This is a genomic window from Acinetobacter sp. YH12145, from assembly GCF_013418335.1.
GTDB classification, from domain to species: domain Bacteria; phylum Pseudomonadota; class Gammaproteobacteria; order Pseudomonadales; family Moraxellaceae; genus Acinetobacter; species Acinetobacter amyesii.
Genome location: NZ_VPCE01000004.1, coordinates 177,653 through 192,536 on the forward strand (window position 1 = coordinate 177,653; position 14,884 = coordinate 192,536).

General features: G+C 42.1%; 14 protein-coding genes and 1 riboswitch. Of the genes, 3 read left to right on the plus strand and 11 right to left on the minus strand.

What is annotated here, in order from left to right; all coding sequences use genetic code 11:
- Positions 1-91: 91 nt before the first annotated feature.
- The 4 genes from FTU80_RS05250 to prfB form a co-directional block, all read right to left on the minus strand.
- A complete protein-coding gene (locus FTU80_RS05250; RefSeq protein ID WP_180084428.1) occupies positions 92-1,372 on the minus strand; it encodes a 3-deoxy-D-manno-octulosonic acid transferase in 1,281 nt (426 codons plus the stop codon).
- A gap of 87 nt (positions 1,373-1,459) precedes the next feature.
- A complete protein-coding gene (locus tag FTU80_RS05255; protein WP_180084429.1) occupies positions 1,460-2,548 on the minus strand; it encodes an alkene reductase in 1,089 nt (362 codons plus the stop codon).
- Between the two features lie 37 nt (positions 2,549-2,585).
- Entirely contained in the window at positions 2,586-2,885 is a 300-nt protein-coding gene (locus tag FTU80_RS05260) for a helix-turn-helix transcriptional regulator (RefSeq protein ID WP_078190555.1), read from the minus strand.
- Between the two features lie 154 nt (positions 2,886-3,039).
- A protein-coding gene (gene prfB / locus FTU80_RS05265; RefSeq protein ID WP_111884474.1) for a peptide chain release factor 2 occupies positions 3,040-4,135 on the minus strand; the annotation gives its coding sequence in 2 pieces (ribosomal slippage) (positions 3,040-4,062 and positions 4,064-4,135; 1,095 coding nt in all).
- 181 nt (positions 4,136-4,316) lie between these two features.
- Between prfB and FTU80_RS05270 the strand changes: the two genes are divergently transcribed.
- Entirely contained in the window at positions 4,317-5,135 is an 819-nt protein-coding gene (locus FTU80_RS05270) for a putative porin (protein WP_180084430.1), read from the plus strand.
- 324 nt (positions 5,136-5,459) lie between these two features.
- Positions 5,460-6,245, plus strand: a complete 786-nt coding sequence (locus FTU80_RS05275; RefSeq protein WP_180041702.1) for a putative porin — start codon at positions 5,460-5,462, stop codon at positions 6,243-6,245.
- A 71-nt stretch (positions 6,246-6,316) separates the two neighbouring features.
- Here the strand turns inward: FTU80_RS05275 and recJ are convergent, their stop codons facing one another.
- The 7 genes from recJ to FTU80_RS05310 all read right to left on the minus strand — a co-directional run bounded on the left by recJ (position 6,317) and on the right by FTU80_RS05310 (position 13,866).
- Complete coding sequence (gene recJ / locus FTU80_RS05280) at positions 6,317-8,020, minus strand: single-stranded-DNA-specific exonuclease RecJ (RefSeq protein WP_180084431.1); 1,704 nt, start codon at positions 8,018-8,020, stop codon at positions 6,317-6,319.
- Entirely contained in the window at positions 8,021-8,677 is a 657-nt protein-coding gene (gene pdxH / locus FTU80_RS05285) for a pyridoxamine 5'-phosphate oxidase (protein ID WP_180084432.1), read from the minus strand.
- Positions 8,678-8,695: 18 nt separating this feature from the next.
- On the minus strand, positions 8,696-10,027 hold the full coding sequence (glmM, locus tag FTU80_RS05290) for a phosphoglucosamine mutase (RefSeq protein ID WP_111884469.1): 1,332 nt from the start codon (positions 10,025-10,027) through the stop codon (positions 8,696-8,698).
- A 117-nt stretch (positions 10,028-10,144) separates the two neighbouring features.
- Positions 10,145-11,611, minus strand: coding sequence for an IMP dehydrogenase (gene guaB / locus FTU80_RS05295; RefSeq protein ID WP_078190562.1), 1,467 nt, complete (start codon positions 11,609-11,611; stop codon positions 10,145-10,147).
- Positions 11,612-11,831: 220 nt separating this feature from the next.
- Positions 11,832-12,197: a YkgJ family cysteine cluster protein gene (locus tag FTU80_RS05300; protein WP_180084433.1), complete on the minus strand. Its 366-nt coding sequence runs from the start codon at positions 12,195-12,197 to the stop codon at positions 11,832-11,834.
- Between the two features lie 98 nt (positions 12,198-12,295).
- Positions 12,296-13,093 (minus strand): MBL fold metallo-hydrolase, encoded by a 798-nt coding sequence (locus FTU80_RS05305; RefSeq protein ID WP_078190564.1) that lies wholly within the window; start codon positions 13,091-13,093, stop codon positions 12,296-12,298.
- Between the two features lie 194 nt (positions 13,094-13,287).
- Positions 13,288-13,866, minus strand: a complete 579-nt coding sequence (locus FTU80_RS05310; protein WP_078193209.1) for a TMEM165/GDT1 family protein — start codon at positions 13,864-13,866, stop codon at positions 13,288-13,290.
- A gap of 74 nt (positions 13,867-13,940) precedes the next feature.
- Positions 13,941-14,083, minus strand: a riboswitch (yybP-ykoY riboswitch).
- A 58-nt stretch (positions 14,084-14,141) separates the two neighbouring features.
- On the opposite strand from FTU80_RS05310, the gene FTU80_RS05315 reads away from it, so the two are divergent.
- A complete protein-coding gene (locus FTU80_RS05315; RefSeq protein WP_180084434.1) occupies positions 14,142-14,852 on the plus strand; it encodes a methyltransferase type 11 in 711 nt (236 codons plus the stop codon).
- Positions 14,853-14,884: the final 32 nt, after the last annotated feature.

Below are 14,884 nucleotides of genomic sequence, written 5' to 3' on the forward strand. Positions count from 1 at the left end.
GCCCTTTCTTCAAACCTTAGATGTAAGGCTCCGCCAAGCCTATTCATTCATCTATTTGAAGCATCAACCAATTTAAATCATAGTTGAAAAATCAAAGGTACTGATCAATCACCTGAATATGCTTTTGCAGCGACCCAGTATTCTTTTGCATAATCAGCTGAGCTGCATTATTTAAAGCCTGCGCTTTCGCAGTATTTTGAATGATGTCAACCAATGCACTGGCCGCCTGCTCAAAATCCCGCACAACCACAACCGCATGGGCCGCTACAAATTCATCCACAATGGTTTGAAAATTAAAATAATGCTGACCTAATACTGTCGGGACATGTAACGTAATGGGCTCCAAAATATTATGCCCACCACCAGGTTCATTTAAAGACCCGCCGACAAAGCAGGCCTGACTCAGTGCCAGCCACAGCCACAATTCACCCATACTATCTGCCAAATATACCTGCGTTTCAGGCTGAATCGTTTGCTTTAAACTGCGGCGCTGTGTGCGTAAATTCAGTTTCTGCGCTTCTACAAAAACGTCATCAAAGCGTTCAGGATGCCGTGGTACGACGATACATAACAGCTCAGGCTGTTGTTGCAAAATCGGCTGCAGCGCTGCGAGTAGTTTTTGTTCCTCGGGCGCATGCGTACTGGCAATGGTGATGATCTTACGTTCTTGTAAAGCCCAATCTTGACGCAACTGCGCTGCTTGTTGCACAAAGCTATCGGGCGCATGAATATCAAACTTGATACTACCGACGACCTGACTGGTATGCGGGTTTGCACCCAACTCAATAAATCGCGCTAAAGTTGCCTGATCTTGCGCCAATAATTGTTTCAAACTCTTTAGCATCGGCTGCGTCAAACTCGGGACTTTGCTATAACCCTTCGCCGATTTTTCAGATAATCTGGCATTAATCAATAAACACGGAACATTGGCCTGATCGGCTTCAATCATCAAATTTGGCCAGAGTTCAGTTTCGACTAGAGCCAACATTTTCGGTTGATATTTTTCGATAAAACGACGGACTAATTTTTTTTGATCTGCTGGCAGATACACGGCCTGAAATAGCGATTCATACGGTGCTTTTAAAAATAATTGTTTCGCACGCGCTTGTCCGGTTTTGGTGGTATTGGTAACTAAGACCGGATGACCTGCTTTGAGATAATGTTCAATCAGCGGCTGCGCAGCGTTAGTTTCTCCGACGGAAACCACATGAAACCAAATTGCATTACGGTTTTTAACTGGCTGAAATGGCCCAAAGCGCTCAAGACACTCTTGCTGATATAGTTGGAAATCTTCAGCACGTTTTTTGATGCGCCATTGATATAGCGGCTTAATCAGCGCCAAAGCTGCGTTATACCAAAAAGGAGTAGTCAAATTATTACGCTCAAAAACGGTTTGAATCGGCAGAATATATCAGAGCATTATCCACATGTTAATGGATAATGCGTATTCAAGTGTCGATTAATAGGTTGAACGACCTGAACCAAATTTATTTTTCATGCTTGGATAATCAATATAGCCTTCGGCAACATCTGTTCCAATCATATTTTCCAACTGCAATTCATTCAGTGCAGCATTCGCCAGCAAACGTTCAAACAAATCTGGATTGGCAATATAGGCTTTACCAAAAGACACCGCATCGGCTTTACCTGAGGCCAATAAATCTACAGCATCTTCACGGCTTAAACGCATATTGGCAATATATGGCACACCATTTGAGCGCTGTTTCAGATAATCACTGATACTGTCATCCGCTAGATATTCACGGGTAAAGAAAAATGCAATCTTCCTCTGCCCCAACTGCTCTAAAGCATAGCCAAAGGTTTCACGTGGATCATGATCGCCCATGTCGTGTTCATCACCACGCGGCGCAAGATGCACACCTACACGACCTGCCCCCCACACTTCAATCAGCGCATCCACCACTTCAAGCAATAAACGTGCGCGGTTTTCTACAGAACCACCATACTCATCTTCACGTAAATTGGTTTTGCTTTGTAGGAATTGATCGATCAAATAACCATTGGCCGCATGCAATTCCACACCATCAAATCCCGCTTCTTTGGCTTTGATCGCAGACTGTTTGTATTGTTCTACAATGCTTTTGATTTCTGCAATCTCTAATGGACGTGGCACGACATATTCGCGTTTTGGACGAAGCAGACTGACATAACCTGCCTGTTGTACCGCACTGGCAGACACTGGTGTATCACCATCCAAAAGATCTGGATGTGAGACACGTCCGACATGCCACAATTGCGCCACAATTAAACCTTGCTGTTCATGTACGGCTTGGGTCACCAGTTTCCAGCCTTGAACTTGAGCATCGGTAAATAAACCCGGCGTCTGCAAATAGCCATTAGCTGCTTCTGAAATGACTGTTGCTTCTGAAATGATTAATCCAGCACTTGCACGCTGTGCATAATATTCAGCCATCATCGGCGTTGGAACACGGTCAATGGTTGCACGACTACGGGTTAGTGGCGCCATTACAACGCGATTTTTGAGGTGTAAATCACCCAAAATGAGAGGAGTATTAAGTTCAGCCATATATGTCTCGCCTGACACTTCAAATGCGAAAAATGATTTAAAGTGAGTTCTGCAGATAATCAATATATTGCTGAATGAGTTCTTCATTGCGTGAGAAATACGACCATTGACCATATTTCTCGGCTTGAATTAAGCCCGCCTGTTGTAACACAGACAAATGATTAGACATCGTAGACTGCGAAACATTACCGAGTTTTTCGATATTGCCAGCGCATACACCACGATTAAAGCCGCCACATTGTTCTTCTGACAAAAACTGTTCTGGTGTTTTCAACCATTCCAAGATTTGACGTCGAGTCGGATTGGCAAGTGCTTTAAAAATTAAATCAATATCCATAATTTAAACGGGTTTAATTAAATAAAAATTTGGACAACAAAGTTCTATTCAGCATCTTGAATACACTATATCGTATTTTTTCGATTTTTATATCGATTTTTTTAGATATATTAATCAAGAACAGATAGAACTTTGTTTTCTATATAAATTTAAATTACAAACCTTGTTTGAGGCTGGCTTCAATAAACTTATCTAAATCACCATCAAGTACTGCACCGGTGTTTGAACTTTCTACACTGGTACGTAAGTCTTTAATACGCGAGTCATCTAAAACGTATGAACGAATTTGGCTGCCCCAACCGATATCTGACTTGGTGTCTTCCAACGCTTGTGCCGCATCATTACGTTTTTGCATCTCAAGTTCGTACAATTTTGCACGTAACTGTTTCCAAGCATGGTCACGGTTGGCGTGCTGTGAACGTTGGTTCTGACATGCCACCACAATCCCTGTTGGAGCGTGAGTTAAACGTACTGCAGAGTCTGTTTTGTTAATGTGCTGACCACCCGCACCAGATGCACGATAGGTATCAGTACGTACATCAGCTGGATTGATTTCAATTTCAATATTGTCATCAATTTCAGGCGATACAAAAACCGCTGAGAATGAAGTATGGCGACGATTACCCGAGTCAAAAGGTGACTTACGGACTAAACGGTGTACGCCAGATTCTGTACGTAACCAACCATATGCATACTCACCTTCTACACGGATCGTTGCAGACTTGATCCCTGCCACATCACCATCAGACTCTTCCATCACTTCTGCTTTAAAGCCATGACGTTCAATCCAACGTAGATACATACGCAGTAACATGGATGCCCAATCCTGTGCTTCAGTACCACCAGAACCTGCTTGGATTTCGACATAGCATGGGTTCGGGTCCATCGGATTACTGAACATACGACGGAATTCTAATTTCGCAAGTTCTGCTTCCGCTGAAGTTAACTCTGCTTGCACATCCGCAAGTAAGCTTTCTTCTTCTGCTTCAACCGCAAGATCCAACATCGCTTGGGCATCTTCTAGCTGAGTTGAAAGCCCTTCGAGCACGTTAATGACGTTTTCGAGTTCACCTTTTTCTTTTGCCATTGCTTGCGCACGGCTTTGATCATTCCAAATTGCTGGGTCTTCCAGCTCACGTAGAACCTCTTCTAAACGCTCTTTTTTCAGATCGTAGTCAAAGATACCCCCGTAATGTTTGACCACGGTCGTTTAAGTCTTTTAGCTGTAATAGATACGGATTAATTTCCACGTGAATTACTCTCAATCAAAAAATTTGGCTTAAATAGCCGCCTATTATATCACAGAGAATTTGCACAGATTCAGCCAGATTGATCATCCAAATCATTGACTTCAATGCACATAATATGAACAATACGCTCGCGTTACTATTTATTACATTTTATTTACAACAATAATGTTTCGAGGGTTTTATGAAAAAGACATTACTTGCACTAGGATTAGCTGTTATCACTTCATCAACTTTTGCTTATGACGGCCAAGTTGATGGCGGTTTTACTTATACAGATTGGGATAATGATATTATTGATACTGATAATACATTCAATCTTACAGGTACTTTGTATTTTGACTCAGTACAAACTGGTAATGGTCCATTAAATGAAGCTGCTTTTCTAGGTCATAACAGCAATGCCTATCTTGGGTATTCATATAACACTATGGAAAGTAATGAATTTTTTGGTTACAAAGCTGAATCTGATGCTCACAACTTAACTGCAGGCATTGAATATTTTGTCGATCAATTCTACCTCAATGGTGAAATCGGTTTCGGTCAATACAATGAAAAAGCAACAGAATATGGTCAAACTCTTTATGATGAAGACTACGATGTGACTACTTACCGTGCATTAGTGGGTTATCTTCCTGTTTCTAACCTTTTACTTGCTGTTGGTATTGATGGCTATCAAGGCGACAATGATGAAGACGAAGACAACCGTTTTGCTGTAAAAGCAAAATATGTTGCGCCTTTGAACAATGGTCAATACATCAACCTTGAAGCAGATGGTGCTTTTGGTGACATTGATTCTGCAACGATTGGTGCAGACTACTACTTCGACCAAGCATTTAGCGTGGGTGCAGCTTATAACATCGTTGATAACGGTGAAGAAGATACAGATTACTTCGCTATTCGTTCAAAGTACTTCCTTAACCCGAACCTAGCAATCGGTGGTCAAGTTGGTTTTGGCGATGACGTTCAAGCGTTCAACATCAATGCAACTTTACGTTTCTAATTTCATTTGAATTAGAAATTTGCATTAAAAAAGCACCTCAAATTTGAGGTGCTTTTTTTTTGGATGTAATATTTACTTTAAAAAAAGTCCAGTTATTGACCAAATAATCTACAAATTCATATTATCTACACAGTTTTAATAAAACAAAACATTAATAATAATTATATATTTTTCAATATCTTAAATTATTAAAATTACATAAAATTACCGAATTCACAGTTCCGCAACTTTGCAGTGATTGACCATCTTTAAAATTTCTCTAGACTAAAACTTGTAACAAAAAATGTATTAAATTCAGCCAAACAATTTAGAGGGGTAGTTTCCATGAAAAAACTCGCAATTGCTTCAGCACTTCTTTCTGCACTTGCTATTACAGGTACAGCTCATGCTTATCAAGCAGAAGTAGGCGCTTCAGCTGGTTACATCGACCCAGATAATGGAAGCTCTGGCAGTGAATTTGGTGTAAACGGTACTTATTACTTCAACCCTGTTCAAACGCGTAACGCTCCTCTTGCAGAAGCTGCATTCTTAAACCGTGCAAGTAACGTAAATGCACACGCAACTTTCGCTGACCGTGGCAATGTTGACGACAATACTTATGGCGTTGGTATCGAATATTTCGTACCAAACTCAGATTTCTATGTATCTGGTGATGTAAGCCGTAATAATGTCGAAGTTGACACTCCATTCGGCACAGTAGACAACGATACAACTTATTATGCAGCTGAAGTGGGTTACCTTCCTGCACCTGGTTTCTTAGTTGCTGCCGGTCTAAAAGGTTGGGACAATGACGATGACGACGGTGTAGATCCAACTTTACGTGCTAAATACGTAACAACTTTAAGCAATGGTAAAGACATCAACCTTGAAGCGGGTGCAGCATTCGGTGATCTAGATGAATTCAATCTAGCAGCGGATTACTTCATCGACAAAACATTCAGTGTTGGTGCTGACTACTACAACAACGATGTCACTGATCGTAACGAAGTAGGGATCAATGCACGTAAATTCTTCAACCAACAAGTGAGCCTTGAAGGTCGTGTTGGTTTCGGTGAAGTTGGCAACAATGACTACAATTCATTTGGTGTAGCAGCGAAATACCGCTTCTAATCCATTGAAGTCAAAACCATAAAAAAAACCGCTCTTCTGAGCGGTTTTTTATTTGCCTGTAAAAATGGAATTTATTGAGCCAAGTGTAAAACTCTCAATTGAACACTGACATTTCCTCTAAATTCATTTTTATCGAGTTCGTAGACCAAGCGGATTTTGTCTTGCATAGGATTAAATTCATATTTTTCTGCCGCATTAAATGCAATTGCGTCCACCATTAAACCATTATCTAAAGCAAGTTTTAATTTCAAATGTAGGTCTTTCAACCAACGATAATCTAAAATTTTAAATAGGCCTTCATAGACCGGTGCAGGGAATTTTTGTCCCCATGGACTTAAATTTTGCAGAAGATCGACGGTTTCGACATTAATGGCCGAATCGGGCAATTCGCCATCTGTCCAAATAGTGGCCTGAAATAAACTTTCATCTTGCGCAGCGATGAGTGCTTCAAAAGCGGTTTTAAATTCAGAAAAATGCTGCTTTTGAATGGTTAGTCCTGCTGCGGCAGCATGTCCACCAAAATGACTCACCAAATGCGGATGTAATTCAGCAATACGCTCAATACTGTCTCGAATATGAATACCTTCGATAGAACGCGCAGAGCCTTTAATATGTACGCCATCCTCATCTGCGGCAAAGACGATTGCAGGTCTATGAAATTGTTCTTTCAAACGCCCTGCAACAATCCCAATCACCCCTTGATGCCAATGCTGTTCAAACATGATCAAGGCTGCAGGTAAGTTATCCTGATCAAGCTGAATATGTTCTAACTCAGCCAGAGCTTCCTGTTTAATCTGCCCTTCGACTTGGCGTCTTTCAATATTGAGTTGATTCAACTGCTGCGCAATCGGATAAGCCGTACTTAAATCTGCCGCAATCAGACACTCAATCCCAATATCCATAGTCTCCATACGCCCAGCTGCATTGAGTCGTGGGCCGACCACAAAGCCCAAGTCCTGTGCTTTTAACTGTGCAGGATCACGACCGGCAATATCCAATAATGCACTGATCCCTGGACGACATAATCCTTGCTGTATCCGCTTCAAACCAGCATCGATCAAAATCCGATTATTCAGATCTAGACTTGCAACATCGGCATAAGTGCCTAAGGCCACCAAGTCCAAATATTGGCTGAGGTTGGCTGTGGATTTAGCATTTTTTTTGCGCATACTGGCCAAATTTGCCAACACATAAAATGCGACACCCACACCAGCCAAGGCTTTACTTGGAAACTCACATCCCAACTGATTGGGGTTTACCACTGCTTCTGCTTGTGGTGTTTCCTTTGTGGTCAGGTGATGGTCGGTAATGATCACCTGCATACCATGTGCCTGTGCCTGCGCTACACCAGCATGGCTCGAAATACCATTATCGACCGTAATCAGCACATCTGGTGTAAAGCTCACGAAGGCCAAATCAGCAATGGCGGGTGTCAGGCCATAACCATACTTAAAACGATCTGGAACCAGATATTCAACATCCGCGCCCATGTCACGCAGTGCCAAGACCATCAATGCAGTACTGGTTGCACCATCGGCATCATAATCACCAACAATGACGATTTTCTTTTGAGTATCAATTGCTTGATCGATTATTTCAATCGCTTGCTCTAAACCCTTTAAGTTTGGCGCATGTAAGTGCTTAAGCTTCAATTCCAGCTCTTGTGCGGAAGAAACCCCGCGACGTGCCAATAAATCAGCAATAAACGGGGCAACGCCCTGAATATCTTCAGGGCGCGTCAAATGGGGTCTTTGTTGAATTAAAAGTTTAGACATTTATGGCATCAGTCGCTGTAAAACCCATTGACCATCCTGTAGTTTATAACTCAAGCGGTCATGTAAACGATTCGGACGGCCTTGCCAAAATTCATAATAATCCGGAACTAAACGATAGCCACCCCAAAACTCAGGTTTCGCCAATACGTCTTTGCTTTCCACTTGATCATGCAAATTTTGGAATCGCTGTTGTAATTCTTCACGACTGGCGATAACACCACTTTGTGGAGTGCTAATGTGTGCTGCGATTTGGCTGTCACGCGGTCGTTTATGGTAATAATCCGTCGATTCTTCGAGAGATATCTTTTCCACACGACCACTGACCCGAATTTGACGTTCCTGCTCTTGCCAATAAAACAATAATTCTGCATAAGGATTATCGAGCAGATCATTGCCTTTTTGACTGTCATAGTTGGTGTAGAAGTCATAACCTGCATGGGTCGCACCGCGCAACAAGACCGTCCGCACGTGCGGACGACCTTGGGCATTTGCCGTAGCCAAAGACATAGCATAGGGTTCATGCAGTTGTGCTGCTAAGGCATGGTTAAACCATAATAAAAACTGCTCATGTGGATCACGGTTCACCTGATCTTCATGCAACTCACCTTTTTGATAAGTTAAACGCAGTTCACTTAAGTCCTTAATCACATCATTCATGCAATTTCCCCTCTTGATTTAAGCTGCATTGGCACGAACAGCATCAGCCAAATGATTTGCTAACGCTGTGACTTCTTCAAGGTCATTACCTTCAACCATGACTCGAATGACCGGCTCTGTGCCTGATTTACGAATCAAGATGCGACCACGCCCTTTAAGCTGAGCTTCAGCTTTTTCAAACTCGCTCACCAGTGCAGGTACGGCGTAGGGATCAAACATCGCAGCCAAGCGAACATTCACCAAGACGTTAGGTAATAACTCAAAACCTTCCACCAATTCATGCAAAGCTTTACCTTGCTCAACCATCACCGTTAATACCTGAAGTGAAGCAATGATCGCATCACCTGTGGTGCTCTTGTCCAAAGTCAAGATATGACCTGATGGCTCACCACCCGTTACCCAACCCTTTTCTTCTAGGCCTTGTAAAACATAGCGGTCACCGACTTTGGCACGAAGCAATGGCACTTTGGCTTGATCTAAAGCAATTTCAAGTGCCATATTACTCATCACAGTACCCACGATACCCGCAGGCTTTTGACTCGCTTGAGTGGCTAAAATATAGAGAATATGGTCACCAGTAATTTGCTGACCGTTTTTATCGACCATAATCACGCGGTCGGCATCACCGTCAAAGGCAATCCCTAAATCCGCCTGATGTTCAACAACGGCTTTTTGTAAAAACTCAGGATGCGTCGAACCACAGTCTTTATTGATGTTTAAACCATCTGGTTCGTTAAACAGCGCAATCACTTTTGCACCCAGTTCACGATACACCGAAGGACCAACGCTATAGGCTGCACCATTGGCACAGTCCACCACAATTTTTAAGCCTGTCAGGTCAAAATGGTACGGGAAGGTTGATTTACAAAACTCGATATAACGACCATTGGCATCTTTTACACGCACACTTTTACCTAAGTTTGCAGGGTCTTCGATCACCAAGTCATTTTCAAGTTCTTTGTTTATGGCTTCTTGAATTTCATCCGGCAATTTTTTACCTTCGCTCGAGAAGAACTTAATACCATTGTCAAAATACGGATTATGCGACGCCGAGATCACGATGCCTAAGCTGGCATGTAATGCACGGGTTAAATGGGCAATTGCGGGTGTAGGTAATGGACCCAACAAATGAACATAAACACCTGCTGCGTTTAAACCGGCTTGTAATGCTGACTCTAAAATATAGCCCGATAATCGGGTATCTTTACCTAGTACAACGATGGGCTTTGCTTTTTTACTGTATTGTTTTAATACTTTACCTGCGGCAAATCCTAGTTTTAATGCAAATTCAGGGGTAATAGGCAATTCACCGAATTTGCCACGAATGCCATCTGTACCAAAATAACTCATGTTGTACTCACTTCTTAATGGTGATCTTAATCATCACTTTTTACTGCAAATACTTTACACCAAAAACAAAAAGGCCGTCATATTAATGACGGCCTTTTCGGCTAAAACTACTAAATATCAACCAACACGGTAGTTTGGTGCTTCTTTAGTAATAGTCACGTCATGTACGTGAGATTCAGACATACCTGCCGCAGTAATTTTGACAAACTGTGCATTTTTACGTAAGTCATCGATCACCGCAGAACCGGTATAGCCCATAGATGAACGTAAACCACCCATCATTTGATGAACGATGTTACCCATTGGACCTTTGTACGGTACGCGACCTTCAATACCTTCTGGTACAAGTTTTTCAGCGCCTGCTTTTGAGTCTTGGAAATAACGGTCAGCAGAACCTGTTGCACCTGCCATCGCACCCAATGAACCCATACCACGATACGCTTTGTAGTAACGACCTTGGAAGAATTCAACTTCGCCCGGTGCTTCTTCAGTACCCGCCATTAATGAACCTACCATGATGGTACTCGCGCCTGCACCAATCGCTTTTGCCATATCACCAGAGAAACGGATACCACCGTCTGCGATCAATGGAATTTGATCTTTTAGTGCATTGGCAACGCTGTCAATCGCAGAGATTTGCGGCATACCAATACCAGCCACAATACGTGTAGTACAGATTGAACCTGGGCCAATACCCACTTTCACTGCATCTGCGCCAGCATCTAATAATGCAAGTGCTGCATCACCAGTCGCGATGTTACCGCCAATCACTTGAACTTGTGGATAGTTGGCTTTAACCCAACGTACACGTTCAATTACACCTGCAGAGTGACCATGTGCTGTATCAACAACAATCGCATCAACACCCGCTTCCACCAATGCTTCTACACGGCTTGGTGTTTCTGCACCTGTACCAACTGCAGCACCAACGCGTAAACGACCTAAGTCATCTTTGCAACTGTTTGGATAGTTTTCAGCTTTACGGAAATCAGTAACCGTGATTAAACCTTTCAGTTCGTTGTTGTCATTTACAACAAGGACTTTTTCAATACGGTGTTTTTGAAGTAATGCTTGGATATTTTCTTTTGATTCGTTTTCACGAACAGTCACCAAACGATCATGGCCTGTCATGATGTTACTAACAGGTTGCTCAAGATTGGTTTCAAAACGAGTGTCACGACCAGTAACAATACCCACCACTTGACCGTCTTTCACCACTGGTACACCGCTGATGTTATTTGCTTGAGTTAAAGCAATCAGCTCACGTACAGTCGTTTCTGGTGTAACGGTAATTGGGTCTTTCACCATACCTGCTTCAAATTTTTTCACGCGGCGAACTTCTGCAGCTTGTGCAGCAATATCCATGTTTTTATGCAGGATACCGATACCACCGTTTTGCGCCATTGCAATCGCCATACGTGATTCAGTCACAGTATCCATCGCAGCAGAAACAAGTGGAATATTCAAATTGATGCCACGTGTGAAACGTGTCTTAAGAGAGACATCTTTTGGGAGAACAGTAGAATAGGCAGGGAGTAATAAGACATCATCAAAGGTTAGGGCTTCTTGAACGATGGTCAACATAACAGTCTCGCTGGTAATTTCCGTGAGCCATTATATACAAATTTCCGTTCAATTTTCATTTTAATTGCGGCAATTCTTTACGGAGTTTTCAATATTTACCATCGAATATGCTGTTTTCAGCAAGAATACTCTGGGGGTTGGTCAGCATCCAGTGCAATACAGGCAGAATCCGAAGACTCTACCTCTTAGATTTCAATAAATTTATTCTGGAAATAAAGCCTTAACTGACTTGATCGAAATCTTCGTCATTTTCAGCATCATGCAGTGGAATACTGATCAATGGAATCATTTGATGCGCGATGCGTGCTTTATTACATTGCTCATCGGCGATTTGAACTTCTTTACAAGATGAACTACGTGCCTCATACATGTTACAACTCACCTGTTTGCCTACTTCTCCACCTAAAGCAATACAACGTGGATTTGCCTGATTCGTACCCACCATACATGAATACACCGATGTCACAGGTTCCGTATAATGTTCAGGCATATTTAGCCCTTCTGCCCAATAAAAAGAAACGCGATAGTGGGCACAACATGCTCCACACCTTAAACATGCATCCTGAGTCGGTATTTGAGACAACATTTTTATCTATTCTCGTCATCTAAAAGCTTATTTTATGGACGAAAAATATTAAAAAATGTTATCTGGAAACTCAATTATTTTTTGAAATTTTCAAGTCATTATACTGGGCAAGTAAAAACTGTCTCATCCATTAAATCGACACCACATTGTAAGGTTTCGATCCAATCTAAGAATTGGTTGATCTGTTCTTTACCAATAAATGGCGTCCCGTGCTGCGGTACGATCATTTCCACATCCATCGTCCGTACCATGTTGACCCACAGACGGATCACTTTGTTCGAACACATATAGCGCTGATGGAAGCCTTTCATTTTAGGAATATGAGCGGCAAAATTTTCTAAAGGTTTAGAGGCGTCGTCCACCATAGATGCCCCCATATCCCCTGAGAATAAAATTTTGGCAATCGGGTCATAAAATTGGAAGTTACCAACCGAATGTAGGAAGTGTGCAGGAACAGCCACCAAATGGCTGTTGCCTAATGGAATCACCTGCCCATGATCTGGCAGTTCGATCAGACGATCCAACCAGTTGCCTTTCATGCGGTCACTCATAAATGCAGAGTTTAAATGTGGTAAGAAACGCGCCCACAGTTTAGATGCCACCACTTTGGCGTCGGTATAAACCAACCAACGTGGCATCGAAGTAATAATGTCAGGGTCCTGATGCGAGGCCATCACATAGTCAAGATTGGTCAAACGGGTATATTTATTCAGTTCCATAGTCAGTGGGACATAGGTCAAGTCACCACCCGGATCGAGCACCGCTGCGCGCTCATTATCCAAAATCAGGAACTGGTTCGCCTGTACGCCCTCGCCTTTTACCAAGCTGGTAAAGCTAATACATTTATGCTTTCCATCATCATAAAGTACCTGTGATGTTGTGCGTTCGAAAGCCATTCCCATTCCCCAAATTTTTTATCAAAAAATATATATTCTATAGGTGAATAACATATATTTATTTAGGGAAACTTACAATAAATATTCAGTCAATATTATCTGAAATATCAGTGAATTGGGTCTCATTTATTGGCAAATAATCCTGAGTTTTTAACTCAGGATTTCATGTATTTTTAATATGGTGAGATCATTATTTAAAATAAATAGTGTTGTGCCAAGGCAGCCAAACCAATCACCAAGAATACTAGGGCGCCAATTTTATGAATCAGTGAAATCGGTAGTTTTTCAGCTAGTTTGTTGCCAATAAATACCGCAGGCGCATTAACCAACATGATGCCTAGTGTCGTCCCCAATGTCACCCAGCCAATACTGTCAAATCGTGCTGCCAGTGCAACTGTAGCAATTTGGGTTTTATCTCCAATTTCAGCCAAGAAGAACAAAACGAAAGTGGCGCCGAAAACCCCATATTTTTGCCACTTATTGATACTTTCAGATTCATCATCCAATTGATCGGGGATCAACATCCACACCGCCATAGCAATAAAGCCCAGAGAAACGATCCACAATAAAACGATTGGACTTAAAACAGTGGTAATCCATTGACCCAACACAGCAGAAACCCCGTGGTTCACCACAGTCGCGAGGAAAATTGCAATTAAGATCGGAACGGGTTTACGAAAACGTGCAGCAAGCAGTAAGGCAAGTAATTGTGTTTTATCGCCCATTTCTGACAGGGCAACAACAGCAAGGGAAATGAAGAAAGCGGTTAACATGGTGCATTTCTCTGGCTAGCAATAACATATACCGATGACTTATCCCTCCTGCTAGCCAATGTGCAGAGTGATAAATCAAAGGTCTTGCCAACAAAAGAAAGCTACGAAGAGCTCATTTGGTTCTTTGCTATGATGACCATGCTCGTTTTAGAGCAAATATGTTGACCATCACCTTTTTACTTTGCGTAAAAAGCGGCTACTCCCCAATGAAGTAATGCTATTCTAGCGAGGAATGCATGTTTTCGCAATTTTAATTTTCGATGACTCAATTTGATATGCAAAACAATAATCAAAAATTTCAAGAATTTATTCAACACTATATACATGTGCAGGATGTATTAATCATTGCAGGTGGTCCATCTCAGCTCAATTTCGACTTAACCACCATTCACCCTTCAAAAAAGCTGCTAATCATTTGCTGTAATCAAAGTTTTCTTCAACTTCCTCTGGCTCAAATTGCCCATCATTCAGACTATGCATGGTGGTTGCAGTACCACCCCATGCTTAATGCATCCTTTCAAGGTGACATCATTAGCGGATGTGGTTTAGGTCACAACCGCCCATATCCTGAACATGAAGTGATTAACCTTAAAACCGTGCGCATCGATACGCAAGCGGAGTTATTTCATTCACCGTACTTTGTGTATGGTAATAATTGCGGCCTTCAAGCCTATTCACTCGCACATCTCTTTCAACCGCAGCGTATTTGGCTGATGGGCTATGACTTCCAGCACCAACAGGGCCAAACACATGCGTATCAACATCAACATGTGCAAGAACTGGGGCATTATGAAAAGTTTTGGGGTTTATTTTTAAAAGACTTCCAACGCTTTGAACATTTACGACATAAGCTTTGGTCGACGGCGCAACCACATCGTACGCTTCCACTCACCTATAACCTCAACGCAAACTCGGCATTAAAGCTCTACCCTTCACCCATTGAACTTCCTGATTGGCTTTGTCAGTCCACCACCACCACGCCATAAAAAAACCCTGCCAAAGCAGGGTTCATTTTGAA